The 24,790-nt window shown below is 40.6% G+C and carries 26 protein-coding genes and 1 pseudogene; 8 read left to right on the forward strand and 19 right to left on the reverse strand.

The window, feature by feature from the left end; genetic code table 11:
* Positions 1–18: 18 nt before the first annotated feature.
* Positions 19–429, reverse strand: a complete 411-nt coding sequence (locus AC0L3Y_RS08405) for an acyl-CoA thioesterase (protein ID WP_473470434.1) — start codon at positions 427–429, stop codon at positions 19–21.
* Between AC0L3Y_RS08405 and AC0L3Y_RS08410 the strand changes: the two genes are divergently transcribed.
* The gene (locus tag AC0L3Y_RS08410) at positions 428–1,450 is read left to right on the forward strand and encodes a DUF3080 family protein (protein ID WP_473470435.1); all 1,023 of its coding nucleotides are present in this window, start codon (positions 428–430) and stop codon (positions 1,448–1,450) included. The genes AC0L3Y_RS08405 and AC0L3Y_RS08410 overlap by 2 nt on opposite strands.
* Before the next feature lie 4 nt (positions 1,451–1,454).
* Here AC0L3Y_RS08410 and AC0L3Y_RS08415 read toward each other — a convergent pair whose 3' ends face one another.
* On the reverse strand, positions 1,455–1,778 hold the full coding sequence (locus AC0L3Y_RS08415; protein ID WP_473470437.1) for a hypothetical protein: 324 nt from the start codon (positions 1,776–1,778) through the stop codon (positions 1,455–1,457).
* A gap of 331 nt (positions 1,779–2,109) precedes the next feature.
* On the opposite strand from AC0L3Y_RS08415, the gene AC0L3Y_RS08420 reads away from it, so the two are divergent.
* The 4 genes from AC0L3Y_RS08420 (at position 2,110) to AC0L3Y_RS08435 (ending at position 6,399) form a co-directional block, all read left to right on the forward strand.
* Positions 2,110–3,174 (forward strand): diguanylate cyclase, encoded by a 1,065-nt coding sequence (locus tag AC0L3Y_RS08420; protein ID WP_473470439.1) that lies wholly within the window; start codon positions 2,110–2,112, stop codon positions 3,172–3,174.
* A gap of 104 nt (positions 3,175–3,278) precedes the next feature.
* Positions 3,279–4,253, forward strand: a complete 975-nt coding sequence (glk, locus tag AC0L3Y_RS08425; RefSeq protein ID WP_473470440.1) for a glucokinase — start codon at positions 3,279–3,281, stop codon at positions 4,251–4,253.
* 19 nt (positions 4,254–4,272) lie between these two features.
* Complete coding sequence (gene zwf / locus AC0L3Y_RS08430) at positions 4,273–5,748, forward strand: glucose-6-phosphate dehydrogenase (RefSeq protein WP_473470441.1); 1,476 nt, start codon at positions 4,273–4,275, stop codon at positions 5,746–5,748.
* 24 nt (positions 5,749–5,772) lie between these two features.
* Positions 5,773–6,399 carry a bifunctional 4-hydroxy-2-oxoglutarate aldolase/2-dehydro-3-deoxy-phosphogluconate aldolase gene (locus tag AC0L3Y_RS08435; RefSeq protein WP_473470442.1) on the forward strand — a complete coding sequence of 209 codons (627 nt, stop codon included), beginning with the start codon at positions 5,773–5,775 and terminating at the stop codon, positions 6,397–6,399.
* A gap of 88 nt (positions 6,400–6,487) precedes the next feature.
* Here the strand turns inward: AC0L3Y_RS08435 and AC0L3Y_RS08440 are convergent, their stop codons facing one another.
* The 7 genes and pseudogenes from AC0L3Y_RS08440 to rpsU all read right to left on the reverse strand — a co-directional run bounded on the left by AC0L3Y_RS08440 (position 6,488) and on the right by rpsU (position 12,984).
* Entirely contained in the window at positions 6,488–7,903 is a 1,416-nt protein-coding gene (locus AC0L3Y_RS08440; RefSeq protein ID WP_473470443.1) for a PhoH family protein, read from the reverse strand.
* A gap of 356 nt (positions 7,904–8,259) precedes the next feature.
* Positions 8,260–10,095 carry an RNA polymerase sigma factor RpoD gene (gene rpoD, locus AC0L3Y_RS08445; RefSeq protein ID WP_473470444.1) on the reverse strand — a complete coding sequence of 612 codons (1,836 nt, stop codon included), beginning with the start codon at positions 10,093–10,095 and terminating at the stop codon, positions 8,260–8,262.
* An 83-nt stretch (positions 10,096–10,178) separates the two neighbouring features.
* On the reverse strand, positions 10,179–10,622 hold the full coding sequence (locus AC0L3Y_RS08450) for a hypothetical protein (RefSeq protein WP_473470603.1): 444 nt from the start codon (positions 10,620–10,622) through the stop codon (positions 10,179–10,181).
* A pseudogene (dnaG, locus tag AC0L3Y_RS08455) lies at positions 10,580–12,031 on the reverse strand (DNA primase); the annotation flags it as partial. The gene AC0L3Y_RS08450 and the pseudogene dnaG, both read right to left, overlap by 43 nt.
* Positions 12,019–12,174, reverse strand: coding sequence for a hypothetical protein (locus tag AC0L3Y_RS08460; protein WP_473470446.1), 156 nt, complete (start codon positions 12,172–12,174; stop codon positions 12,019–12,021). The gene AC0L3Y_RS08460 and the pseudogene dnaG, both read right to left, overlap by 13 nt.
* A gap of 4 nt (positions 12,175–12,178) precedes the next feature.
* Positions 12,179–12,625: a GatB/YqeY domain-containing protein gene (locus AC0L3Y_RS08465; RefSeq protein ID WP_473470448.1), complete on the reverse strand. Its 447-nt coding sequence runs from the start codon at positions 12,623–12,625 to the stop codon at positions 12,179–12,181.
* 143 nt (positions 12,626–12,768) lie between these two features.
* On the reverse strand, positions 12,769–12,984 hold the full coding sequence (rpsU, locus tag AC0L3Y_RS08470) for a 30S ribosomal protein S21 (protein ID WP_009835737.1): 216 nt from the start codon (positions 12,982–12,984) through the stop codon (positions 12,769–12,771).
* A 406-nt stretch (positions 12,985–13,390) separates the two neighbouring features.
* On the opposite strand from rpsU, the gene tsaD reads away from it, so the two are divergent.
* Positions 13,391–14,428 (forward strand): tRNA (adenosine(37)-N6)-threonylcarbamoyltransferase complex transferase subunit TsaD, encoded by a 1,038-nt coding sequence (gene tsaD, locus AC0L3Y_RS08475; RefSeq protein WP_473470605.1) that lies wholly within the window; start codon positions 13,391–13,393, stop codon positions 14,426–14,428.
* Position 14,429: 1 nt separating this feature from the next.
* Entirely contained in the window at positions 14,430–14,795 is a 366-nt protein-coding gene (gene folB, locus AC0L3Y_RS08480) for a dihydroneopterin aldolase (RefSeq protein WP_473470450.1), read from the forward strand.
* A 28-nt stretch (positions 14,796–14,823) separates the two neighbouring features.
* On the opposite strand, the gene AC0L3Y_RS08485 is transcribed toward folB, so the two are convergent.
* Genes AC0L3Y_RS08485 through AC0L3Y_RS08525 form a run of 9 tightly spaced genes read right to left on the reverse strand, consistent with a single transcriptional unit; the run spans position 14,824 to position 22,791 of the window.
* Positions 14,824–15,921, reverse strand: coding sequence for a tRNA nucleotidyltransferase/poly(A) polymerase-related protein (locus AC0L3Y_RS08485; protein ID WP_473470451.1), 1,098 nt, complete (start codon positions 15,919–15,921; stop codon positions 14,824–14,826).
* A gap of 3 nt (positions 15,922–15,924) precedes the next feature.
* On the reverse strand, positions 15,925–16,248 hold the full coding sequence (gene glpE / locus AC0L3Y_RS08490; RefSeq protein ID WP_473470452.1) for a thiosulfate sulfurtransferase GlpE: 324 nt from the start codon (positions 16,246–16,248) through the stop codon (positions 15,925–15,927).
* Complete coding sequence (locus AC0L3Y_RS08495) at positions 16,245–17,072, reverse strand: symmetrical bis(5'-nucleosyl)-tetraphosphatase (protein WP_473470453.1); 828 nt, start codon at positions 17,070–17,072, stop codon at positions 16,245–16,247. The genes glpE and AC0L3Y_RS08495 overlap by 4 nt, the downstream gene beginning before the upstream one ends.
* A 7-nt stretch (positions 17,073–17,079) precedes the next feature.
* Positions 17,080–17,454 carry a Co2+/Mg2+ efflux protein ApaG gene (apaG, locus tag AC0L3Y_RS08500; RefSeq protein WP_473470454.1) on the reverse strand — a complete coding sequence of 125 codons (375 nt, stop codon included), beginning with the start codon at positions 17,452–17,454 and terminating at the stop codon, positions 17,080–17,082.
* Positions 17,455–18,255, reverse strand: a complete 801-nt coding sequence (gene rsmA, locus AC0L3Y_RS08505) for a 16S rRNA (adenine(1518)-N(6)/adenine(1519)-N(6))-dimethyltransferase RsmA (RefSeq protein ID WP_473470456.1) — start codon at positions 18,253–18,255, stop codon at positions 17,455–17,457.
* Positions 18,252–19,271, reverse strand: coding sequence for a 4-hydroxythreonine-4-phosphate dehydrogenase PdxA (gene pdxA / locus AC0L3Y_RS08510; RefSeq protein ID WP_473470457.1), 1,020 nt, complete (start codon positions 19,269–19,271; stop codon positions 18,252–18,254). The genes rsmA and pdxA overlap by 4 nt, the downstream gene beginning before the upstream one ends.
* A 12-nt stretch (positions 19,272–19,283) precedes the next feature.
* Complete coding sequence (locus AC0L3Y_RS08515) at positions 19,284–20,567, reverse strand: peptidylprolyl isomerase (RefSeq protein ID WP_473470606.1); 1,284 nt, start codon at positions 20,565–20,567, stop codon at positions 19,284–19,286.
* Positions 20,540–22,162 carry an LPS-assembly protein LptD gene (locus tag AC0L3Y_RS08520; protein WP_473470458.1) on the reverse strand — a complete coding sequence of 541 codons (1,623 nt, stop codon included), beginning with the start codon at positions 22,160–22,162 and terminating at the stop codon, positions 20,540–20,542. The genes AC0L3Y_RS08515 and AC0L3Y_RS08520 overlap by 28 nt, the downstream gene beginning before the upstream one ends.
* Positions 22,163–22,221: 59 nt before the next feature.
* Positions 22,222–22,791, reverse strand: coding sequence for a hypothetical protein (locus tag AC0L3Y_RS08525; RefSeq protein WP_473470459.1), 570 nt, complete (start codon positions 22,789–22,791; stop codon positions 22,222–22,224).
* Positions 22,792–22,917: 126 nt separating this feature from the next.
* On the opposite strand from AC0L3Y_RS08525, the gene djlA reads away from it, so the two are divergent.
* Positions 22,918–23,709: a co-chaperone DjlA gene (gene djlA / locus AC0L3Y_RS08530; RefSeq protein WP_473470461.1), complete on the forward strand. Its 792-nt coding sequence runs from the start codon at positions 22,918–22,920 to the stop codon at positions 23,707–23,709.
* Between the two features lie 37 nt (positions 23,710–23,746).
* On the opposite strand, the gene AC0L3Y_RS08535 is transcribed toward djlA, so the two are convergent.
* Positions 23,747–24,733 carry a DUF3530 family protein gene (locus AC0L3Y_RS08535; RefSeq protein ID WP_473470462.1) on the reverse strand — a complete coding sequence of 329 codons (987 nt, stop codon included), beginning with the start codon at positions 24,731–24,733 and terminating at the stop codon, positions 23,747–23,749.
* Positions 24,734–24,790 lie beyond the last annotated feature (57 nt).

A 24,790-nucleotide genomic window follows, 5' to 3' on the forward strand; every position in this document is an offset into this window, starting at 1 on the left:
TTTATGAACTAATGCTTTTTAAAGAGAGCTTTCTTCATCGAAAATAGGTGTTGGTTTTTTGTTTTCGTCAACGGCAACAAAATTGAAGTGCCCAGTGACAGCTTTTGTTCGTTTATCACTGTCTAATTGTTCAAGGAAAATAGAGACTTCTACTTTTAATGATGTTCGTCCTACATGAACAACACGTGCAATCAATTCCACTAAAATACCAGAAGGAATCGGCTGTTTGAAATCGACTTGTTCTGTTGAGATCGTCACCATAGACTTTCTTGAAAAGCGTGTTGCAGCGATATAAGCGACTTCATCCATCCATTGCAGTGCAATACCGCCAAATAATGTGTCGTAGTGATTTGTGGTTCCAGGAAAAACCATTTTAGCTACGCGAGTCTCTGAAATTTCTTCACGCTTTTGAATGAGTAATTTGTTCATGTTAGTAAAACCTTTTCTTTCTATGATTCTGTTAAGCGGCATTATACTCGTTGGAGTAGGTGGTTGTGACACGCGTTTTAAGGCGGAAGCAGTTTTATCTCAATACGTTATGAATTTAAACCGTTCGCAGTTCCTTTCGATTAATTCTCCAGCAATTGTAATGCCAATTAGTTTGCCTGCCCTACGTGATCGTCAACAGGCGTTATCAAGTTTTGATATTGGTTTACTTGATTTTTTATCTTTGCAGCAATGTGATGTTGGAGTTGTAGTGGGAAGAAGAAATAGCATCCTAGGTAAGGTTATGCCGGACAGTCAACGATTTCTCTATGAGCTGGATGTTATTCGAGCAATTGAATCTTGCGATATTGACGATGACGATTTAGCAAATGAGCTGCATTTTGTTGCGGAAAAAAAGCGTATAGAGCTGCCTATCGCTTTTGGAAATGCCATTTTCAATGGTGAGGAGAGTAAAGAATTCTTTAGCTTATCAAATGGTTTTATCGCGCTTAATGATACCACTGAAAATCAACAAGAGTTGCTTAGTTCATTAGGTCGATTGGTTGGAATTGGAGAACATCTTATGGATTTGCCTAATGTAGATAGTGATGTTTTTGAGAATGATCTAAGAATATTAATGAATAGTGAATATGCAGGACGACTACTTTATACCCTTACTCGGATAACAAATTATCTGTCTCTTGTGTCAGAGCAGGTTGGAGCTTTAAATGAAGAGGTTTGTGGCGCGCCAATGGCGTATTTAAAGCAGCAGTTTGATATTCATTATATTAAAAAAATTCAACCTTATATGGGGCGACTAAATCGCAGTGCTTATCAGATACTGCCTTTGCTTAATCGATTAGCAGAACTGAGTTCATCCTTCACTTTCGATATGGCTCGGTTTTTAAATCAGTTTTCATTGGATGATGAAGGTAGCGAATGGAGGCATTATCAAGATGCTTCTCAAATACATGCCAAACAGTGGAGTAAATTGTTTAACTCTTGCTCCATACCGCTTAGGTAGAGGGTTAAATTCTAGTGTTGATTTGCTTCTCTAGACTTTCTACAACATCATATTGATAAGCTGGGCCTTCCGCTAATGGCTCTAAACTCAATGCTTTTAATAGGGCGATATTAGCTACAGGGTTATCTCCAATATTGTTGGAAAATTGCATTGATCTTGTTAGCGCGTGAGGTTTGTGGGCATTTAATGTGTCTGGCGCCGCGATCAATGAGGGCCCTGGTTGGCTAAATAGGCTCATCATTAGTGCAAAATGAGCATTGCCTGACACTGGGTTGCCCGCTTTACTACTTTGGGTGACCTGTGTTTCAACAATTTCTCTTATATTCATCTGTTGGCCTAGTTGGTTGATTTACAATAACGCTATCGGCACAGACGGTTTTTTCTTAAAGAAAACAGTGAATTAATTAAACTTATTGTTATTTGAATTGGAAAGGAGGTTGGTGTTGTATTGAGTTTGTCTAGCCTGTCATTATTTCGCTTAGTTATTGATTTCAAAATGTAATTTTTTGTATATGTGCGAGTCAATTAGCGTCTAGCATATAGCTCAAACTGTTCAAGCAACGTACTATAATGTATTGCAGATCCATCCTGTTTGATGGTTTGTATCTATATTGGGAAAGTATAGCCGCTTAACATCTGTGCGGTAGGGCATATAATGCATGCATGATATCAATGAACTGATAAACAATGTTAGGCAAAACGAAGCGATAGCACGCAAATTTTTCGAAATTGAGCGTTGTATTCTGTCGATTGGCCGTTGTGATCAGTTTGTCTCTACATTAACTAAAGAAGTGCAAAAGCAGTTTAATGTGCCTTATGTTTGGGTGAATTTAATCAATGAAGCCCCTTTATCCCATTTAACAGAAAGCCTGGAAAAAATGCCTGATTTACGGGATCGGGTATTGTTCACACGACGTCGTTCTATGATAGATATTATCAAGTCGAGTAATAAAACGGTTTTAGTTAATACTAATTTGAGTCATTGCCGTGAAATCATTCCTGCAGTCTATCGCGATATTATTTCTTCGGTTGCTATTTCTCCATTAACAATTGATGGTGAGTTAGTCGGGCTGTTTTGCCAAGCAGACGCGGACAGTTCACGTTATGATGCTACGACCAAAGATACGTTTTTATTAGATCAATTGGCTATCAAGATTTCCATTTGTTTGAGTAATGTTACTGCGAGAGAGAAGCTTGAGTATCTGGCAACACGGGACCCTTTGACTGGGTTGTTAAATCGCCGGCAATTAGAGTTGATGCTGGATAGGGAGTTCTCTCGTTCTAGGCGTCAAGAAAGAGACCTGACGGTAGTATTTATTGACTGTGATGCTTTTAAATCAATTAATGATACCTTAGGGCATAATTGTGGTGATGAAGTGTTAGAATATATTGCCAAACGTTTGCTGAAATATGTACATAAACAAGGTTTGGCTTTTCGCTTTGCTGGAGATGAATTTGTTTTTGTTATGCCAGGAAAGAGCTATGAGCAAGCTATCTTGGTTGCAGAATCTATTCAAGAATACCTTCAATCTAACCCATTAAGGTATAAATCTAATCTCGTACCTATTACTATTAGCTACGGTGGTGCTAGTGTTATGTCTGATGCACCGAGTAATTATAAGAGTTTGTTGAAATTGGCCGATGAACGACTTTATGATTATAAAAATAACCGTAAGAGATTAGTACCAACTAAAGTCTTTAAATTCTTAAATAGACTTAGATGATATTGTAATTTTATTACAATATTCCGTTTGTTTTTCTTGGTTATAGTATTTTTCACGTCTATTTTGTTGTAAAATTTCAAAAAAATATTCATTAGGGTTCGTTTATGTCCCATGCTTTAATCGCCGACCTTGGTGGAACTAACGCTCGCTTTGCATTGGTTCCTATTCACCAGTATGAGCCTCTAGAAGTTAGAGTGTTGCCTTGTAAAAATTACGAGAATTTTTTTGACGCAGCTGCTGATTACATTGAAAATTGTAGTATCAGTATGGATAAAATTGATGCTGTTGTCCTTGCTATAGCAGGTCCTGTTAATCAACCTGTGATACATTTTTCTAATAACCCTTGGCATTTTACTCGAGAAGAAGTGCAATCTTATTTCGGTGAAAACAAGGCCGTCGCCTTCTTAAATGATTTTGATGCAGTTGGGCATTGCTTGGAAGTACTTTCACCAGAAGATAAAGTGGTTGTTGGTGATCCTTTAGAAGTTGATCCTAAAGGTGCTTGTTGGGTTGTTGGAGCTGGTACAGGGTTGGGTATTTCTTGTGTTGTTCCACAAGATAATGGGCCAAATATTATTTTGCCCGGAGAAGGTGGTCATGTTGACCTGTCTGCTTGCAATGAAATTGAAGACGATATTTTAAAGTTTCTTCGTGCACGTCATAAGCGCGTTTCAGCAGAGAGGGTTCTGTCTGGAATGGGGTTAGAGAATATCTATGAAGCTCTGGCATTACGTGAAGGAATTGAAAAGCGTTTAACCGCACCAGAAATTGGTGAAGCGTTAAAGTCAGGTGATGATCCTATTGCAATCGCGACGTTAGAGCAGTTTTTTGTATTTTTAGGTCGAGTGATTGGAGACCTTGTGTTGTCCGTGGAGTCTCGTGGTGGTGTTTATATTGCCGGGGGTATTGTTCCTCGATATGTAAAAGATATTAACCTCAGTGGTTTCCGTGATGCGATGCAAGACAAGGGCCGTATGAAGGCATTTGTTTCTCCTATCCCAACCTTTGTCATTATGTCTGAATACCCAGGGCTGATGGGTTGCGCTTGTTACGCTTCTTATCTTGTGTCGAAAGCCTAGTTTAGTTGGAGAGTAGAGAATGAAGGCAAGTTTAAAAGCCTGTGATGTAGTTATTTTTGGAGGCGGTGGTGACCTTGCCATGCGCAAGTTGCTGCCTGCTTTATACCATTTAGATATGGATGGTTTGCTTGCTCCAACAACTCGTATTATTGGTGCTTCGAGACGAGAGGTAAGTACTGAAGAGTATCAAGCAAAAGTTCGAATTGCTCTTGATGAGTTTGTACCTTCAAGTGTCGGTGATGAAAAAACCTGGCCGCGCTTTAAAGAGCGTTTAAGTTATATTTCTGTTGATGCGCAGCAAGAATCCGACTTTTCACGATTGAATGATCATAAAGTCGGTGGAGATGATCGTGATGTTGTGTTTTACCTTGCTACATCGCCTGATCTATTCGGTTCTATTTGTACTTCTCTTGCGACGCATGGTTTGAATGCAGAGCGTATGCGGGTTGTATTAGAAAAACCTCTTGGCCGAGATCTTGTTTCATCTCGTGCTATTAATGATGAGGTAATGAAAAATTTTACCGAACAACAAGCGTTTCGTATTGATCATTACTTAGGTAAAGAAACTGTACAAAACTTGTTGGCTATTCGTTTTGGCAATACCCTTTTTGAACCTTTATGGGACAGCGCGCATATTGATAATGTGCAAATTACTGTTTCTGAGACCGTGGGTGTTGAAGGTCGTTGGGGGTATTACGATAAAGCTGGTGCTATGCGTGATATGGTGCAAAACCATTTGATTCAGCTTTTATGTTTGGTTGCTATGGAGCCGCCTGGGCGTATGGATGCTGACTCTGTACGTGACGAAAAAATTAAAGTATTGAAAGCATTACGACCGATTGCTGGTGCCAATGCTTATACTAAAACGGTTCGTGGTCAGTATGCGAAAGGCATGATCAAAGGAAAAGACGTACAGGGCTATTTTGATGAAGAGGGTAGTAATCCAAATTCACGAACAGAAACCTTTGTTGCTTTGCGTGCGGATATCGACAATTGGCGCTGGGCTGGCGTACCATTTTACTTAAGAACAGGTAAGCGTTTAGGGCAGCGTTATTCTGAAATTGTTATTCAATACAAAGCGGTTCCGCACAGTATTTTTAGTGATGAAAGTAATCGCCAGTTACAGCGTAACCAATTGATTATTCGACTACAGCCAGAAGAGAAAATTTCTTTGACTGTGATGAATAAGGTGCCTGGAGCAAGTGAGGGTATGAACCTTCAGCCTGTTGACTTAAACCTTAGTCTAACCGAAGCTTTTAACGATAAGCGTAGCCCAGAAGCTTATGAACGTTTGTTATTAGATGTAATGCGTAATGATGCGACTCTGTTTATGCGTTATGACGAAGTAGAAGCTGCTTGGAAATGGGTGGATGGTATTATGTCTGCTTGGAGCCAAACGAGTGAGCGACCTAAAGAGTATGCATCTGGTTCCTGGGGGCCCGCGGCTTCTATGGCGTTACCAATTAAAGATGGTCGTAACTGGCACGATTATTAAGTTTAAAAACAAAAGGAAAATACGATGACTACTTCTTATACTGCAGAGCAGGTAATGACAGCGACGCCTGTTGTTCCAGTTATTGTTGTTGATAATGTAGAGCAAGCTGTTGCTCTAGGTAAGGCTCTTGTTGCTGGCGGCGTGCCTGTTCTAGAAGTTACATTACGTACACCAGTTGCTTTAGAAGCGATTACAGCACTTCGTAAAGAAGTACCAGATGCTATTGTTGGTGCAGGAACTGTATGCTCACGTGCTCAATACATTCAGGCGATTGAAGCTGGCTCGCAGTTTATTATTAGTCCAGGGATGACGGCCGATTTATTGGCTGTTGGTAAAGAATATGATGTTCCTTATTTGCCTGCAGTGGCGACTATTTCTGATATTTTGCTAGGAATGGAATACGGCTATGATCGTTTTAAATTCTTTCCAGCAGAAGTGAATGGTGGTGTGAAAGCTCTGAAAGCATTCGCAGGTCCATTGTCGCAAATTAAATTTTGTCCAACGGGTGGTATTGGTGCAAATAACTTCCGTGAATATTTGGCTTTGCCAAACGTTCTTTGTGTTGGTGGTTCTTGGATTGTTCCAACGGATCTAGTGCGTGATGGCAAGTGGGATGAAATTACTGCATTGGCAAAATCTGTTTCTCGGTAAGTTTTAGGTTAAGTGAATTGTAAAAGGGAAGAGCAAGTGCTCTTCCCTTTTTTGTGGTTTTCGAATTCTTATCGGTTCTTTCTGATAGTTATAAGTTTTCCTCTGCAAACTCAGCAAGCCTACTGCGCTCTATGCCATTTACATGCATCACACCGGCGTATTTAAAGGATTTGGATTTTTCTACCAGATAGGTCAATCCAGAGGTGAGTGGAGTAATGTATTTATTATCAATTTGCGCCAAGTTACCCAGAACGATAATTTTTGAATTGCTGCCAACTCGGGTCACGATAGATTTTAGTTGGAACTGGGTTAGCCCCTGAGCTTCATCTACTATGATTAAGGCGTTATTAAAAGAGCGACCACGCATAAAATTCAAAGATTTAAATTGAATGTTGGCTTTTTGCTTCACATAATCAATGCTACTAAAAGAGTGTTCATCTGCACCATGGAGTATTTCTAAGTTATCGTCAAAAGCAGCTAGCCATGGTGCCATTTTTTCTTCTTCTGTACCGGGTAGGAAACCAATATCTTCGGCCATAGGTGGTGTAGATCGAGCGACAATGATTTTATTGAAGCGCTTTTCTTCCATGGTGACTTGAAGGCCATAAGCAAGGGCAAGCAAGGTTTTACCCGAGCCAGCAGGGCCTGTCATAACCATAAGGTCTGAATTCTCATGGCGTAATAAATAAAACGCCATAGCTTGCTCTAGGTTGCGAGGATGAATGCCCCAAAAATTCTGGCTCATCAAGTGTTGCTTATTTATGTCGAGTAAATACACATGTTCTTGATCGATATTCACAACAAAGCCTATGAAGTCTTCATCATCAATGACAAACATATTTAAATAAATATTAGGAAGGCTTTTTTTACTAATGACGTGAACTGTGTGGCGTCCATGGGTCTCTGTTTTTATATTGTCGAGTGTGGACCAGAAACTTCCAATAAAGTGAATATAACCTTTACTCATTAAATCAAGGTCATCCAGCACTCGATCTTTTCTGTAATCTTCTACTCTTTCTAGTCCTGAGCCTTTTGCCTTGATACGCATATTGATGTCTTTTGTGACTAAGCATACAGAAGATCTAGGGTGTGTGGCTTGAAGGCTTAAGCCAACATTTATAATGCGGTTGTCGTTGGCGTGATCATGGTTGCCATTTAGAAAAGGTATGTTATCCGTTAATGTTATTTGTTGGTCTGGAAAGATAGCTAATGAGCCGATGCGGTGTGTATTCGCATCTTCCTTCTCTTGGTCATTGTCACTATTGGCTGTTTGAATTGAAACACCAGCTTGTAATTCTCTGGGTGTAGCATTACCGACTATTTTATCTATGGTATTAATGGCAAGGCGGGCTTCGCGGCTTACATCTTTGTCTCGCCTGTCTTTAATGATGTCCAGCTCCTCGAGAACTGTCATAGGGATGACGACTTTATGTTCAGCGAAGGCGTAGATAGCTAAAGGGTCGTGCAGTAGTACGTTGGTATCAAGTACGTAGATTTTTTCCATAGAGCATTACTCCTGTTGTGAGCATGAAGTTTTCTTTTGAGAGGGAAATGAATAAATGGTACTGGGTATATAGAAAATGTTTTTTAATAAATATTTGTAGAGTGCGGACGCCGGGTGTTTGAAGTAATTGATTAGGACAATATTGTCCCCGATAGAGCTGGGATGTGAGGTGTGATTTTTTTGTTTAATATGGTTTTTTGGCAAGTTAAACCTCACTATAGTTATCCATACTCTAATTTAAGTGTATGACAGTTATGTGGCTTATGCTTGTTTTAGCTGGGGTTTTATTTGGTTATAAAAAAGCCGCTGTTTATGCAGCGGCTTTTTTAAGCTATTTTTGATGATAAGCTAACTGCTTATTCGTCAAGGAAGCTTCGAAGATGTTCTGATCGACTTGGATGACGAAGTTTGCGCAATGCTTTGGCTTCGATCTGACGAATACGCTCACGCGTTACATCAAACTGTTTGCCAACTTCTTCAAGTGTATGGTCAGTATTCATATCGATCCCAAAACGCATACGCAAGACTTTCGCTTCGCGAGCGGTCAAACCAGCAAGAACAGTTGTTGTGGATTCACGTAAACCTTCAATCGTTGCGATATCAATTGGAGATTCAGCGCCATCGTCTTCAATGAAATCACCTAAATGGGAATCTTCGTCATCACCGATAGGTGTTTCCATAGAGATAGGTTCTTTCGCAATTTTTAAGACTTTACGAATCTTATCTTCAGGCATGTCCATGCGAGCTGCCAATTCTTCAGGTGTAGCTTCGCGACCCATTTCCTGAAGCATTTGACGAGAGATACGATTTAGTTTGTTAATCGTTTCAATCATATGTACAGGAATACGGATGGTACGAGCCTGATCGGCAATCGAGCGAGTAATTGCCTGACGAATCCACCAAGTTGCATAGGTCGAGAATTTATAACCACGACGATATTCGAACTTATCAACTGCTTTCATTAAGCCGATATTACCTTCTTGGATAAGGTCCAAGAATTGTAAGCCACGGTTGGTGTACTTCTTAGCGATAGAGATAACTAATCGTAAGTTTGCTTCAACCATTTCTTTCTTGGCGCGACGAGATCGAGTTTCACCAATTGAAATGCGGCGGTTGATCTCTTTCAATTCGGCAATTGTTAAACCAGTATCTTTTGTTACTGCACGGAGTTTACGCTGACTGCGCATAAACTCAGATTCATTTTCTTCAAGAGCTGCGGCATAGCTTGCACCAGAAGCAATTTGTTCTTTCAACCATTCAGGGTTGGTTTCGTTACTTGGGAAGCGTTTTAAGAACTCAGTTCTTGGCATTCCTGATTTGCGAACACAGACCTGCATGATTAGGCGTTCTTGCTCTCGTACTTTTTCCATACGTGAACGAACACGATAAACAAGATCATCAAATATTTTTGGAACAAGCTTGATTGGAGCAAAGCTGATGCTTAGCTCTTCTTGTTTACTTTGGACCGCAGGATCTTGTCTGTCACTATTTTCTAGCAACACTTTTAATTCGTTGTAAATGCGAGCGATATCATTAAAACGCAATGCAGTCTCTTCAGGATCTGGACCATTATCCGTTTCTTCTTCTTCATCATCATCTGAATCATCGTCGTCATCAGTATCTGGCGTTTCTTCCACAACTGGCTCTTCAACAACGGCTTCTTCAAAAACGGGTTCTTCACCATCGCCATCAATGAAACCACTGAATATATCACTTAAACGACCTTCTTCTTCCAGTACTTTTGCGTAAGCATCAAGCAATACGTCAACAGCTCCAGGGAAGTAAGAAACAGCAGCCATGACTTCACGGGTGCCTTCTTCAATTCGTTTTGCAATGGCGATTTCGCCTGCACGAGTCAATAGCTCAACCGTACCCATTTCACGCATATACATACGGACTGGATCAGTTGTTCTAGTGATATCGCCTTCCACAGCTGCTAATGCAGCGGCAGCTTCTTCGGCAGCGGCTTCATCCGTAGAATCACCTTCTTCCATTAGAAGGCTATCTTTATCAGGAGCAACTTCAGAAACAGTAATGCCCATGTCATTGATCATGGCAATAATTTCTTCAACTTGCTCCGGGTCTGAAAGGTCATCAGGGAGGTGGTCATTAACTTCAGCAAAAGTTAGGTAACCTTGTTCTTTACCCTTGGCGATCAGCTCTTTGAGACGTGACTGTTGAGTGTCTGGCATTCGACAACCTATCGTTAGAATTCATTTGAGAGTTTAGCAAGCCGCGGATTATAACAAAATCAATCACTTTTATCTACTTAAACCTATCTATTTTGAGTGAAAATTAAGCGGTGATTATGATTTTTTTGTCTAATTAAATCCATTAAATTACGTAGCTCTTGCTTGCTTCCATTATCCTTTATGGATTCGTTCCCCTTGCTTTTCAACCGTTCGATGCTGCTATTTAAGCCAAGATTTTTTTCCATGGCTGAAATCATATCTAGCACTTCTTGCTGTGCATTGGTTATTTTTAGCTTAGTTGTTGCATCTTGGTGGTTCAATAAAGCATAAATTGCTGAAATTGTAGGTTTTTCTGTCATTTCACCAAGTAAGTGGCCTGTGTTTTTTTTAGGATATTTTGAAAAATATCGCCATATTTTACAAAATATTTGTAGTTCGTCGTTTGCTTGATTGATTAAGGGGTCAGGCAGATCAATTTCTTTCGCTATATGTGGGTGCAGTAAGATACAAAGAGAGGCCTGTTTAATTCGGCTAAGGCTGGTTGGGGCGGGGGGAAATAAACCTCTTTATCTTTGAATTTGTTAAATTTACTGCCTTTTTTGAAGGTTGATTTTTTATTGCCTTCATAATGGTTTGGTGCACCAGTGTATTCATTGTTTGAGTAGTTGTCGTATTCATCGTAAGCCGGAGCGTAATGTTCTTCATCTTGTCCAATATGCGGGACGTGTTCGTTTTGTGTTGAGATATCGCTTTGGTCGCTAATCGTTGGTCTTTGCTTTGGAACCGACGTATTACCTAGCGTTTCGCTATCAATACCAGATTGTTCACTTAATTGTCGAATAAGTACTGAGCGAAATGTGAGTTCTTTTGGTATTTGTTGGATCAAACTCATTGCGTTGCGTGTGAACTGTGCTTCACCTTCCTCATCACCAAGCGTAACTTGGTTTCTCGCATGGTCGAAAAGTACGTGAGAAAGTGAAGAAGCGTCTTCTAATCTATGATTAAAGGCTTCTTTGCCTTCTTTTCTTACTAGTGAGTCAGGATCCTCACCTTCCGGTAAAAATAAAAAACGGATTTGTTTCTCATCTTGCATTACAGGAAGGGCGGCTTCTAGTCCACGGATCGCTGCAGATCGTCCCGCTTTGTCGCCATCAAAGCAAAGGACTACTTTACTGACTAGTTTAAATAGTTTACGTATGTGTTGGCTGTTAACTGATGTGCCAAGAGTGGCGACGGCATTGGTGATGCCGTGTTGTGCCAGTACAATGACATCCATATAGCCTTCGACAACGATGATTTGGTCAAGTATTGGTGTATTTTGTTTGGCTTCGAATAATCCGTAAAGTTCTTGGCTTTTTTGAAAAACAGGCGTTTCAGGGGAGTTTAAGTATTTAGGTTTTTCATCCCCAAAAGCGCGTCCACCAAACGCAATAACTCGGCCACGAGAGTCTCTAATAGGGAAGATAATACGATCACGGAAGCGGTCGTAATAATGACCAGGTTGGTCTTTTTTCTCGATCAGCATGCCACCTAGAAGTAGCTGTTCTTGGCTTTCGGCTCTTGTGCCAATACGTTTTAATAGGTTGTCCCAACCAGATGGGGCATAACCAAGGCCAAATACTTTGGCTATTTGACCTGATAGGCCTCGGTCTTTTGAAAGATAATCTGTGGCTTTTTTCTTATCTGGGTGTTGTGTGAGTTGCTCTTGGTAAAATTGTGAGCTTTCTGATAGACGCTTTAATAATTCAGCGTTTTGTTCGTAACGATCTGGTGCACCTTGCTCTCTCGGAACTTCCATTCCAGCGTCTTTGGCGAGCGTTTCGATAGCATCAACAAAATCAAGATGGTCGTGTTCCATAACGAATGAAATAGCATTGCCGCCAGCACCACAGCCAAAGCAATAATAAAATTGTTTGTTGGGGTTTAAACTAAAGGAAGGGCTTTTTTCATTATGAAAAGGGCAGAGGGCACTGTAATTTTGCCCAGTTTTTTTAAGCTAATACGAGACGCAACCACGTCGGTTAAGTCTGTTCGAGCTAAAAGCTCGTCAATAAACTGATCAGGAATGCGTCCCGCCATCGAATTAGCCTAGTTGTGCTTTTACTTGTTTACTGATTTGCGCCATGTCGGCACGGCCTTGTACCTGAGGTTTTACAATGGCCATTACTGCACCCATTTGTTGCATTGAGCTAGCACCTGTTTCTGCAATTGCCGCTTTGACGATCTCACCAACTTCGTCATCAGTCAATGGTGTCGGTAGGAATTCACTAATAATGACCATTTCTTCTTGTTCGATTTTGGCTAGATCTTCACGACCGCCATCAAGAAATTGCTGGTTAGAGTCTTTACGTTGTTTGTTCATTTTATCTAGAACAGCCAATACGCGAGCATCGTCTAGCTCAATGCGTTCGTCGACTTCAATTTTTTTGCATTCAGATAGAATCGTGCGAATTACTGTCACACGTTGCTTTTCTTTCGCGCGCATTGCTGTTTTTAGCGTATCTGAAATGTGTTTTTTTAATTCTGACATGGGATCCTCTTTACTTTCTAGTAGGCAAGTATATAAACAAAAAAAACGGCTAGTTAATTAACTAGCCGTTTTTATAAGCCTAAATGCAAGATGCGTCTAGGCAAACATTTGTTTTTTAGCAAATTGCCAAACGGCAGATCGACCTAGTACAAACGTTGGAATTTTTTCTGCTCACGAGAAACTTTCTTAGCGTGACGTTTAACAGCAGCTGCTGCAGCACGTTTGCGAAGAGTAGTTGGTTTTTCGTAGCATTCACGACGACGAACTTCAGCCAAAACGCCTGCTTTTTCACAAGAGCGTTTGAAGCGACGTAGAGCGATGTCAAATGGTTCGTTATCTTTTACTTTTACTGCTGGCATGTTTTTACCTTCAAATATGTTTTTTTAAGTTTAAGTATTCACAAAAACGGCGTGAATCATACCCGTATTTAATGGGCTTTCAAAGCGCGCTTTTGTTGAACAGAGTGAGATCTATAAAAGATCGATTTTTCTTACTCTGGACAGACTGTGGTCGCGTCTGTAACTGTATATATTTTTTCAAGAGTTGTGTTTGGTCTACCATATTTGCTTACTTTGGAAGCTATGTGCCAAACGAGAAAAATCACCTGCCTTTTAATTTAAACATTGAAAACGCGCGCATTATAATGCTTCTGGCCTGCCTTGTCTAACTTCATTCACGATTACTCGTTTTTAAGTTACTTTCGACTCTGCAACCATGATGGCAGATAAGGTACAATGCGGCTAAATGACTAATGAGATTACTCTAATGAAAGTGTTGGGATTGGAAACCTCTTGTGATGAGACCGGAATCGCGATTTATGATACCGAAAAGGGTTTACTGGCTCATAAAATATATTCTCAAATTGCTCAGCATGCGGAATACGGTGGTGTGGTGCCTGAATTGGCGTCTCGTGACCATGTTCGTAAAACCTTGCCGTTGATTGATGAAGTATTGGTTGAGGCCGGTATGAAAAAATCAGAACTGGATGCGATTGCTTATACAAGTGGCCCTGGGTTGGTTGGTGCTTTAATGGCCGGTGCGACAATTGGGCGCTCATTGGCTTATTCACTGGGTATTCCTGCTTTGGGTGTTCATCACATGGAAGGTCATTTATTGGCGCCTATGCTTGAAGAAACGCAACCTGCAATGCCGTTTATCGCCTTATTGGTTTCTGGTGGACACACACAATTAGTTCGTGTCGATGGTATTGGTGAGTATCGATTGTTAGGCCAATCATTAGATGACGCCGCTGGCGAGGCTTTTGATAAAGCAGCTAAGATGATTGGCTTACCTTATCCTGGTGGGCCACAAATTGCGGCTCTAGCAAAACAGGGTAATCCTAAATCTGGATTGAAATTTCCTCGTCCGATGACAGATCGACCAGGTTTAGATTTTAGTTTCAGTGGTTTGAAAACGGCATTTTTAACCGCTATTCACGCAGCATTAGACGAAGAGCGTTGTGATGAGCAGTTTAAAGCCGACGCGGCTTTAGCCTTTGAAACGGCTGTGGTTGAAACCTTAGTTATCAAGTGTCGTCGTGCATTGGAGGCGGAAGGGTTAAAGCAACTCATCATTGCCGGTGGAGTGAGTGCAAATCAACGTTTGCGTAAGCAGCTTGAAAATCAGTTGAAGAAAATGAAAGGCAATGTGTTTTATGCACGACCTGAATTTTGTACAGATAACGGTGCCATGATTGCCTATGCTGGCGCTCAGCGTCTTTTACATGGGCAGTCTTCGGGATTGAGTTTATCGATCCGTGCTCGCTGGCCTTTGTCCGAGTTACCTCCATTAAAGGCGTCTTAAGATGAAAGATTTAGTTTTTATCGAAGGTTTAAAAGCACAAGCGGTTATTGGTGTTTATGACTGGGAAAAGAAAATCCAACAAGAGCTGGTGTTCGATTTAGAAATGGAACATGACAATCGTGTTCCCGCTGCGACGGATGATCTTTCAAAAACATTAGATTACGAAGCCATCTCGAACTTTATTTTAGCATTTTGTACAGAGCGCCAATTTGAGTTGATTGAAACCTTGGCTGAGTGTTTAGTGAAAGAGCTAATGGTGCAATTTAAGCTAAACGCTATAACATTAACCGTGCGTAAACCTAGCGCTATTGCTGCAGCTTCGGCTGTTGGTGTGAAAATTCACAGAAAGTCAGCAGTGACTTACTAGTGTTGGAACGTTTTTTTAGTTTGTTTTTTTAGGTAATAAAAGGCGAAAGCTTACTTTCTAACGCTGTTATTCTTGATTGTTTCAATGCCTGTCCCAGTTCTGCACCGTTGTAGCCTTGCTTTATGAGAACGGATGCACTAATTGCTGCAATGGTCTCACGAAGTGTTTGCCAATCTTCTATTTTAGTGTCCGTTAGAGTACTTAGAACCTCAATCAGTAACAGAAATGGTTGAGGTTTTTTTATGGCATTGACTGACATTAGCCAATTTTCCCAGTTCTCTGCGCTCATCGGGATATGTTGATTCTCAAGGAAAGAACGTACTTGCTCTGCAAGGATCTTAAATTGATTTGGACTGCGTATGCGTTGATGCAATTCTCCAAGCGCTTTCTGAGGTGTGTGTCTACCAAGAACCGCCCAGCGTTGTGCTGGTGTCCACTTAGCTTGATTAAGTGTGTTTGTTTGGTCAGTGTTGCTTATCCAAATCAGTTCGGGGAAGAGCTTGTCTAGTGCGCTTGCTTCTTCAAGGACATCAAAAAAAATATCCGCGTGTTGAGTGTTTAATGCTTTTTCTAGCTCTTTCCAGATGCGTTCAGCACTTAGTGCCGCAAGCTCACCTGAAGCACTGATGGTTTGCATCAAGGCCATTGTTTCTGGTGCGATTTTGAAACCTAGATGATGAAAGCGTGCAGCAAAACGAGCCACACGTAATACTCGTAGAGGGTCTTCGACAAAAGCATTAGAAACATGGCGGAAAAGGCGATTTTCTAGGTCTTGTTTGCCATTGAATGGATCGATCAGTGTGCCGTCTTTGTCTTGTGCAATGGCATTGATGGTCAAATCTCGACGCTCTAAGTCTTCTTCTAAGCTGATATCTGGGGAAAAATCGCAGATAAATCCAGTGTAGCCTTCACCTTGTTTTTTTTCTTTACGGGCAAGTGCGTATTCTTCTTTATTTATTGGATTTAGGAAGACTGGAAATTGTTTACCAACTTGTTGATAACCCTGCTGTTCAAGTTGCTTTGGTGTAGCTCCGGTGACAACCCAATCACGGTCAACGACTGGGATGTTGAGTAACTGATCTCTCACGGCTCCGCCAACGAGATAGACTTGGTAAGAAGATGTCATTATTTAGGAATGGCCCATTTCACACTGTTCTGGAAAGGTGGCGCTCCATTGGCTAAAACCGCCATTTAATGAATACACTTCTTTAAAGCCCTCCGCGGCAAGGTATTCTGCTGCCCCTTTACTGCTGTTGCCATGGTAACAGCACACAATAATAGGTTTAGTTTTGTCTGTGCTATCAATAAAGCTTTGAACGTTATCGTTCGTTAGACTGATAGCATCGGTTACGTGGCTTGTTTGAAAGCTCGCTAGGTCACGAATGTCGACAATAACGGCATTATTTTCAATGATAGGAAGGGCGTCTGTAATATCGATGCAAGTATAGGTCATGAATTTTTCCGGTTAATAGTGCAAGGTGTACTAAAGCGTTGCATATCGTCTAGGCGTAAAGCGGTTAAACTTCCTCCCCAAACGCAGCCTGTATCCAGCGCATGAATATGGTCTTTTTCAGTATTACCTTCGAGGGCAGCCCAATGTCCAAATACAACATGGCAACCTTCTGGAAGTTGGAGTGGATAATTAAACCAAGGCTCGTAGCCTTTTGAGGCGGTATTTATGCCTTCTTTTGATTTTAAATCCAGTTTACTTTTGGCGTTGCAGAATCGCATACGGGTCAAATAATTTGTAATAGATCTAAGACGATCCATACCTTTTAGGTCATCATTCCATTTGCTGGGCGTATTACCATACATGGCGGAAAAATATTCATCAACAGTGTCTGATTGAAGTTTATTTTCAACTTCTTTCGAAAGTGCTTGAGTGGTATTTAGATCCCAGCAGGGTGGGATGCCAGCATGCGCCATGGCAATATTAAATTTTTCATCGTAATGAAATAGTGGTTTTTGACGTAGCCAGTCCATTAAGTCATCACGATCGCTTGCTGTGAGTATTTCAGTTAGGGTATCACCACGTTTTAGTTTGCCATGCCCATGGGCCACGGCAAGTAAATGTAAATCATGGTTACCCAATACAACAATGGCCTTGTCGCCAAGGGATTTTATAAATCGTAGTGTTTCTAGTGATTCTGGACCTCGGTTTATGAGGTCACCAGCAAACCAGAGTTTATCTTTTTCTGATTGATAATTAATTTGCTCTAGAAGCTCGATGAGTGGCGTTAAGCAGCCTTGTAAATCGCCAATTACATAAGTTGCCATAAGCGTCTCAATGCACCTGATTTGGAACGAATAAAGTGAATGGACGAACAGGTGCTGCGAATTCTGTACCGTCGTCAGCGATGAACTGATAGCTACCTTGCATGCTGCCAACCATTGTATTCATAACTGTTCCACTGGTGTAGTGAAATGATTCCCCTGATGCTAAGTGGGGGTATTCACCAATTACGCCACTACCTTTCATCTCTTGTACTTTCTCGTTACCATCAGTGATGATCCAATGACGAGTTGTTAACTTGGCCGATTCCGTTCCGCAGTTTGTCATTGAGATATGATAAGCAAAAACATAGCGAGACTCAGACGGTGTCGATTGGCTTGCTAAATATTCAGTACGAACAGAAACCACGACGTCGTATTTTTGCATTTATTCTTCCTTTTTAAGGACATAGTTAGTAATCCTTACGAAGTCTTCCACATCTAATCTTTCAGGGCGTAGGCTTGGGTCAATGTCGAGTGCCGTAAAATCGTCGTTATCTAGCACTCCTTTGTAGTTATTACGTAGGGTTTTACGACGTTGTTGAAAGCCGACTCGAACCATATCTTCCAGCTTTTTAATATTGTCTACGGGGTAAGGTAAGATTTTATGGGGTGTCATCCTGACAATGGCTGAATCTACTTTTGGTGCTGGGTCGAAAGATTCAGGCCCAACAATAAAGAGTGATTCTACGGCACAATAATATTGCGCCATGACACTTAAACGACCATAAAGACTATCACCTGGGCGCGCAGCTAAGCGATCAACCACTTCTTTTTGAAGCATGAAATGCATATCTTCAATAACATGGGCTTGGCTAAGTAAATGAAAAATAAGAGGCGTTGATATGTTGTATGGCAGGTTACCTACCACACGAATAGATTGTTCATCTATTTTGAGCGATGTGAAATCGAACTTCATAGCATCCGCTTCATGAACCGTCAGTTCAGGAAAACGGAATAAATTTACTTTTAAAATAGGGATCAAATCACGATCAAGCTCAACGACATCCATTTTTTCCGTAACGCTAATAATGCCTTCTGTTAATGCACCTTTACCTGGACCGATTTCGACAATGCGTTGTCCTTTTTTCGGGCCAATACAGGCCACAATACGTCGGATTACACCGTGGTCGTGAAGGAAATTTTGACCGAATCTTTTTCTCGCTTTATGGGATTGCTGTTTGCTCATTTAGAAAACTTTTTCGCGTTATTTGCCATGTTAATAGCATGTTGAATGGCCACTTTTAGGCTGCCGTTATTTGCTTTGCCTGTACCAGCTAAATCAATCGCTGTGCCGTGGTCGACGGATGTTCTTATGATAGGTAGCCCTAATGTAATGTTTACGGCGTTACCAAAGCCTGAGTATTTTAACACAGGTAGGCCTTGATCGTGATACATAGCCAAAACACAGTCTGCACTGTCTAAATATTTGGGTGTAAATAGGGTGTCTGCTGGTAAAGGGCCAATTAAATTTAAGTCTTCTTGGCGTAGTTTATTTAACGTTGGAATAATGACGTCAATTTCTTCTTTGCCTAGATGTCCATCTTCGCCTGCGTGTGGATTTAAACCACAGACCAAAATTCTAGGTTGTTTGATGGCAAATTTTTCTTGTAGGTCTTTATTTAGTGCTTTTATTACTAGGCTAATGCTTTGCTCTGTGATTGCAGCAGAAACGTCTTTGAGTGGTAAGTGAGTAGTCACTAAGGCCACTTTCATCACTTCTGTCGCTAGCATCATAACCACGTGGGGAGACTGACATTGTGCTTGGAAAAATTCGGTATGACCAGAAAAATGCACACCTGTTTCACATAGGATTCCCTTATGGACTGGAGGCGTGACAATGGCATCAAATTCTCCACGAATACAGCCTTCGCCCGCTTGTTTTAGGGTTTCTAATACATAGGTTGCATTTGCTATGTCGAGAACGCCAGCCGTGCTTTTTTTCCTTTGTTGGATAGGGAGAACAAAGATATCGCCTTGTTTATGAGGCGGTAGGTTAGAGGCTTTTTCTATGGAAATAATATTAACGGTTAAGCCAAGGGTTTTAGCTCGGCTTTTCAATAACTCCGGGTCAGCGAGAACAACTAAGCTAGCAGGGAAGGTCTGTTCGCTTAGTGCACTGATGATAATGTCTGGGCCAATGCCTGCTGGCTCTCCTGAGGTAATAGCAATAATGGGAAGAGGATGTATCGTATCACTTACCATTGGTTTGCTCGCTTACTTAGATTTTCTATCAATGAAGGCATCGGTACGTAGCTCGTCTAACCAGTTACCAAGCACTATATCTTGCTTTTGCGCGATAAGAGAGCTTTCAGCATTTTTTCGTTTTAATTGATCACTGATGTCTGTTTCTCTTCGGCCTTCTACTTGTAGAATGTGCCAACCGAATTGTGTGCGAAATGGTTTGCTGATATCGCCTATGTTGGTCTGGTTCATCATAGCTTCAAACTCTGGCACCATGGTTCCAGGCGTTACCCAGCCAAGATCTCCACCTTGTAGAGTTGATCCTTGGTCTTCACTATATTCTTTGGCTAACTCCGTGAAATCAGCACCATTTTTTAGCTGTTTGTATAAATCATCAGCAAGGCTTTCTGTTTGTGAAGCGTTTCTGATTTCGTTTGCACGAACTAAAATATGTCGAGCTTTAGTTTGCTGCTGTAATGTGACTGACGGTGTACGTTTGTCAATCAGCCATAATAGATGAAAACCAGCATTACTTTGGAGGGGGCCAATAAGTGGACCCTTCTCTGATTCTAGTGCTCGTACGAATAATGGTGGGAGTTGGTTAATTGGTCGCCAGCCTAGATCGCCACCTTCAATGGCAAATTGACCATCTGATTTTTCAATTGCCTGTTCAATAAAATCGCTTTCCGTGAAGATTTTTTGAGCAATACTTTTGATATCCATTTCAGCTTGTACTGGGTTGGTTGCCCTAATTAGAATATGACGAAGATGGACTTGATCTTTTTCCTTTGTAATGCTGGTATTTGAACTTAGGTAATCATCAATTTCTTGATCTGAGATAGTAATGCGCTTTCTAATTATTTCGCGTTTGACATTGTTGATTAGGATTTCTTGTTCAATCTGATCACGATAGCGTGAATAATTCACACCTTTATTCGCTAAAACATTTTTTAAGCCTGCTAAATCTAAATTCATATTTTTAGCGACGCCAATAATGGCGTTGTCTACATCCGAATTAGATGCTCTCATGCCAATTTTTCGCGCGTAGTTTACTTGCAACATTTCATCAATCATTTGATTCAGGATCTGACGATGAATATTGTCTGTCATTATACCGCCAGGAACACGGTCTTTAACGATCTGAAAACGATTGAGTATGTCACTTTCTAAAATAGGTTGTGAGTCAACAATGGCGGCAATACCGTCAATTTTGGTCTGTGCAGCCTGTAATGTTTGAAGTGGTGCAAGTGTTAATAATATTAAAGAGAAAAAGAAAACAACTTCATGGGTTAATATCCAACTTTTCCTTGGTTCCAGTAGGTATCAGCTACACTGGTTTCACTATTTGCGCTACCAGCCGTGCTTAAACCACGTAAAGTAAATTGTAGAAAGACGCCTCGATCAAATTCATCATCATCATTAAGCCAATCTTGATAGCTTAATGATACTTTGAGACAGCAGTTTTCATAGCCCAAACCAGTGATTTGTTTTGTGGCTTCATCTTCTAAGAAATCATAAGTGTATTGTGTGTACATTGACCAATTTTGATTAAGAGGAAAAATGGTGCCAATGCTCGCTTGGTTAGCATCATCATCAGAGTCTGTATTATCAAGTGAGTATAAGTAGCTTAGATTAATTTTAATATCATCTGCAGGCTCTAAAGAGGCAACAAATTGCACTAAGTTAACTTCATTTGTATCTAAATCATAATTTAAATTATTAGTTAAGTTATAGCGGTCACCACTGTAACTGACTGATGTTAGTAAATCACTATGTTCTGAATCATTAATGGCGGTATCTTCATCCGTGTCTCCATCAATATCAACATAACGATCTTTTAAGTAAAAGACCTGTCCAGCTTTGAATGACCACTTTTCATTGTTATTTTCATCATATAGACGACTTTCCAAACCAAAAGTAATTTGCTCTGTATCACCTATTCTATCATTGCCGTTAAATCGTTCATGACTAAATGCTTGTGAGTAGGTCAAGGTCGGATCACTGGCATCAAAATCCTCAATATCATCTTGATCTTCATAAGGAGAATTTAGGTAATTTAATCTTGGGGTGAGTGTTTGACGCCATGCGCTATCCTCAATAGTTAAACGACGTTCAAATGATATAGATGTGTCAACATAACTACTTATATGACTTATTGAGACAGAATCATCAGAGCCTGTTGTATAGTCATGTAAATTGTAATCTCTATATTGAGCTAGAACTCCAGGCGAAATGCTTCCCCAGTTATTACTGAAATCAAGGCTAATATCTTGGTTTATCGCAACCCGTTCGCCATCAAAGTCATCTTCGTCTGGGTCATAGAAATCCGTATATTGTGTTTCAATATCATAGTCTAAATAAGTTGTACTAAATCCGTAGGAGCTAGTTATACGAGGTAGCCAATCGAACGGCTTGTCTTCGGATTCATCAGGTGTTTGATAGGTTAGATATGTTACTTTATTGAGGAAGTTACCATTATCTAAACTAATATAAGCACTACGCTCATAGTTATCCTCTTCACCTATCGATGTAGTATTTGCTTCTGGATAAAGATCTTCTGTTGGATTGTCTTCTAATGTGACGCCTATGCGCAGGTACTTATTAAACTTTTGTTCCGATGTTAATTTTAATAATGTTTGCTCACCTTCGTCATTATCTTCAAATGTTGATTGTTCATATGTGGTTTTACCATAGGAATTTAGGTGACGAATTTCTAAGTCAAAACCTTCACCTTCATTTTGGATGTAATTAGGTGTGATCGTCGCATCAAAGTCTGGGGCTACATTCCAGTAGAAAGGTACAGAAAAACTCAAGCCATCCGTTCCAGAGTAGCCAAAATTAGGAAACAAAAAGCCCGATTGACGGCGTTCATCTATTGGAAAACGTAACCAAGGAAAATAGAAAATAGGCACGTCTGCAATACGAATCTGAACATGCTTTGCTGTACCAAAACCACTGGCTTGATTGAGCTCTATTGAACTACCATAAAGCTTCCAACTTTCGTCGTTTGGTTCGCAGGTTGTAAAAAGCCTTCTTCAATAAAGACTACACCGTTTTGGTTATTCGAAAGAGACTTTGCTTCTATTCGTGCGCCAGTATCATGACTCAGAAAACGAGCATCGGTAAATTCTGTTGTATTGTTTCCATTTTCCGATATGTAGCTGCTTGAACTGCGAATAAGCTGATTTTCGTTGCGTAACGTGACGTTTCCTGTCGCTTTATAATATTCGTTCGGAACTCCCTCTATCTCATCTGCTGATAATGTGGATTGTGGCTGAATAATCTCGGCAGCACCCTGAAGGTGAATGACGCCGTTTTTATCGCGCACAATTAAATCCGCCGAGAGATTGGTGTTTGGAGAGTTGGTTGCTTGCCAACTACTAATGTAAGTGCCTTGACAATAACGGCTGAGGTTAGCTTGTTGCTCAGTCGTTAGGGATTCTCTAGGAACCCAGTCCCATTGATTATCTTGTGCTTGTGCAAGCGGCAAGATGAAAAGACTTTGAAAAAATAAGGCGTAGGTGCGTAAATGCTTAGCCATGCAGGTATACTTGTTACCAAAATTATTGTCCGAAATCGGATGCTGCCCATAAGCGGGTCCATGTTGTGAGACAAATGATAATCTAAGCAGGCCCATAGGGGCTACCGATTCTGGAGAAATATCTTTATGTGGAAAATTGTTTGCGCCATTTTAGGCTATATTTTAGGTGGTTTTTTTCTTGGTCTTATAGGGTTTATTATTGGCAGTGTTATAGACAGGGCGCAAACTGGCGGTGCATTTAGCAACATTGGTAATCGCGCTAATATTGCTTTACAGCAACAAGCCTTCTTTCGAACTTTATTTCTTTTGATGGGACGTTTGGCTAAATCTGATGGTCAAGTATCAGAAGCTGAGATTCAATTAGCGCAATCCGTTATGCAGCGCTTACGTTTATCACCAGCGGCCCAAGAGCAAGCTAGGCAGTTATTTAATGAAGGTAAATCTGCGAATTTTGATTTTGTTGCTGAGCTTAATCATTTTAAATCTGTTGTTAGCTCTGGTGATCTAACTCGAACTCTTTTAGAAATTTTGTTGGTTTCTGCTTATGCAGATGGTCATTTTAGTGTTGAGGAAAAATCCTTTGTTTCTCAAGTGTGTGCAAACCTTGGTATTACAGTTGCTGAGTTTGAAGCATTACATGTTCAAGTTAAACAACAGGCGCATTTTAGACAGGGTTATCAATCTTCTCCTGATAGTATGGGGTCAAAAGATTTATTAAAATCTGCTTATGAAGTGCTCGGAGTATCCGCTGATATGAATGATGCGGATATCAAAAAGGCGTATCGTAGATTAATGAGTAAGAATCATCCAGACAAACTGAGTGCGAAAGGTTTGCCTAAGGAGATGATCGAGCTAGCAAAGGAAAAGACACAAGAAATTCAATCGGCTTATGAATTGGTTAAAAATGCTCGTAAGTAAACAACTTACAACAAGTGGTAATGTTTTTAATTAATGGTTAAGGGCTTTCATAGAAAAGCCCTTTTTTTACGTTTGGCAATGTCTTTCTCTGGGTTATTTGGTTTGTATTTTGTTTTAAAAAACCGCGCACCCGCTGAATCAACAACTGTTTGCTTTTCTTGCCGTTGGCTCTATCGGGCACTGCATCTAACTGGATGAAATCGCCTTTTATTTCTGTTCTTTGATTCGCAGCTTGTTTGCGCCATATGGCGAACTGGTTGCTTCCAGCATTGCTGTTTACATAATAATCAAGGATTGGCCGAGGGATTTTTCGAATTTGTTGGGCTAGGGCGTAGTTGGTTATCGCTGTTGGAGGTTCGATATCTATCAGAATTAATGCTTCCGCGGCTGTTGGGGTGCTGGCTAAAAAATTCAGTGCGTAAGCCGCTCCAGTTTTGTATCCCAACAAGACAAACTGTTCTACACCTTCATTTTGAGCTTTATTCATTGTTGCGGTAATTCGTGCAAATGCAATGTCTTGATTTGCCAATGACGGTGTTGATTCAGCACTACTTTCTTCTTGTATTGTTTTTATGCTGACTGGCTTTGCTCGTTTGATAATATCAGGTACTTCAATAGATATAGTGCACCAGCTATGTTGTGGTAAAGCGTTACGCAAAGGTGCAACAGCATCAGGCCAATCGGGGTGCTCATTGTCGCTATGTAAAATAATGACGCAACCTTGAGTTGAACTAGTTAAAGAAGGTTGATAAAGAGTTAGAAATGGTTCTCCGTTGGCTTCCAATATATCGATTTGATGGGTGAGCCGTCGAATTTTTAATGAGGTCTCTAAAGCGCTAATACGTGATGCTTGAGGTGTTGGAACTACATAAACTTTATTATCTTCTTCTGAGATACTTTCCGCAGTGGTATTTTCTTTGGTAGCCTCATTTGTAGGTGCGGAATCTTCCGCAAGCGATAAGTTACAAGCGCTTAATAATATAAACGAGGTAATAATGTTGAGCAGCGCTGTATTTTTCTTCATTGTTTTCAATACTTCTTTTGTGTGCCTTGTTAAAATAATGACATACTTTTTTAATTA

It is taken from the genome of Marinomonas sp. GJ51-14, assembly GCF_055808695.1.

Excerpts from the sequence above, each read along its gene's own strand:
- AC0L3Y_RS08410 (WP_473470435.1), top strand. The coding sequence starts at position 428 with ATGTTAGTAAAACCTTTTCTTTCTATGATTCTGTTAAGCGGCATTATA.
- AC0L3Y_RS08405 (WP_473470434.1), bottom strand. The coding sequence starts at position 429 with ATGAACAAATTACTCATTCAAAAGCGTGAAGAAATTTCAGAGACTCGC.
- AC0L3Y_RS08415 (WP_473470437.1), bottom strand. The coding sequence starts at position 1,778 with ATGAATATAAGAGAAATTGTTGAAACACAGGTCACCCAAAGTAGTAAA.
- AC0L3Y_RS08420 (WP_473470439.1), top strand. The coding sequence starts at position 2,110 with ATGCATGATATCAATGAACTGATAAACAATGTTAGGCAAAACGAAGCG.
- glk (WP_473470440.1), top strand. The coding sequence starts at position 3,279 with ATGTCCCATGCTTTAATCGCCGACCTTGGTGGAACTAACGCTCGCTTT.
- zwf (WP_473470441.1), top strand. The coding sequence starts at position 4,273 with ATGAAGGCAAGTTTAAAAGCCTGTGATGTAGTTATTTTTGGAGGCGGT.
- AC0L3Y_RS08435 (WP_473470442.1), top strand. The coding sequence starts at position 5,773 with ATGACTACTTCTTATACTGCAGAGCAGGTAATGACAGCGACGCCTGTT.
- AC0L3Y_RS08440 (WP_473470443.1), bottom strand. The coding sequence starts at position 7,903 with ATGGAAAAAATCTACGTACTTGATACCAACGTACTACTGCACGACCCT.
- rpoD (WP_473470444.1), bottom strand. The coding sequence starts at position 10,095 with ATGCCAGACACTCAACAGTCACGTCTCAAAGAGCTGATCGCCAAGGGT.
- AC0L3Y_RS08460 (WP_473470446.1), bottom strand. The coding sequence starts at position 12,174 with ATGGCGGGACGCATTCCTGATCAGTTTATTGACGAGCTTTTAGCTCGA.
- AC0L3Y_RS08465 (WP_473470448.1), bottom strand. The coding sequence starts at position 12,625 with ATGTCAGAATTAAAAAAACACATTTCAGATACGCTAAAAACAGCAATG.
- rpsU (WP_009835737.1), bottom strand. The coding sequence starts at position 12,984 with ATGCCAGCAGTAAAAGTAAAAGATAACGAACCATTTGACATCGCTCTA.
- tsaD (WP_473470605.1), top strand. The coding sequence starts at position 13,391 with ATGAAAGTGTTGGGATTGGAAACCTCTTGTGATGAGACCGGAATCGCG.
- folB (WP_473470450.1), top strand. The coding sequence starts at position 14,430 with ATGAAAGATTTAGTTTTTATCGAAGGTTTAAAAGCACAAGCGGTTATT.
- AC0L3Y_RS08485 (WP_473470451.1), bottom strand. The coding sequence starts at position 15,921 with ATGACATCTTCTTACCAAGTCTATCTCGTTGGCGGAGCCGTGAGAGAT.
- glpE (WP_473470452.1), bottom strand. The coding sequence starts at position 16,248 with ATGACCTATACTTGCATCGATATTACAGACGCCCTTCCTATCATTGAA.
- AC0L3Y_RS08495 (WP_473470453.1), bottom strand. The coding sequence starts at position 17,072 with ATGGCAACTTATGTAATTGGCGATTTACAAGGCTGCTTAACGCCACTC.
- apaG (WP_473470454.1), bottom strand. The coding sequence starts at position 17,454 with ATGCAAAAATACGACGTCGTGGTTTCTGTTCGTACTGAATATTTAGCA.
- rsmA (WP_473470456.1), bottom strand. The coding sequence starts at position 18,255 with ATGAGCAAACAGCAATCCCATAAAGCGAGAAAAAGATTCGGTCAAAAT.
- pdxA (WP_473470457.1), bottom strand. The coding sequence starts at position 19,271 with ATGGTAAGTGATACGATACATCCTCTTCCCATTATTGCTATTACCTCA.
- AC0L3Y_RS08525 (WP_473470459.1), bottom strand. The coding sequence starts at position 22,791 with ATGGCTAAGCATTTACGCACCTACGCCTTATTTTTTCAAAGTCTTTTC.
- djlA (WP_473470461.1), top strand. The coding sequence starts at position 22,918 with ATGTGGAAAATTGTTTGCGCCATTTTAGGCTATATTTTAGGTGGTTTT.
- AC0L3Y_RS08535 (WP_473470462.1), bottom strand. The coding sequence starts at position 24,733 with ATGAAGAAAAATACAGCGCTGCTCAACATTATTACCTCGTTTATATTA.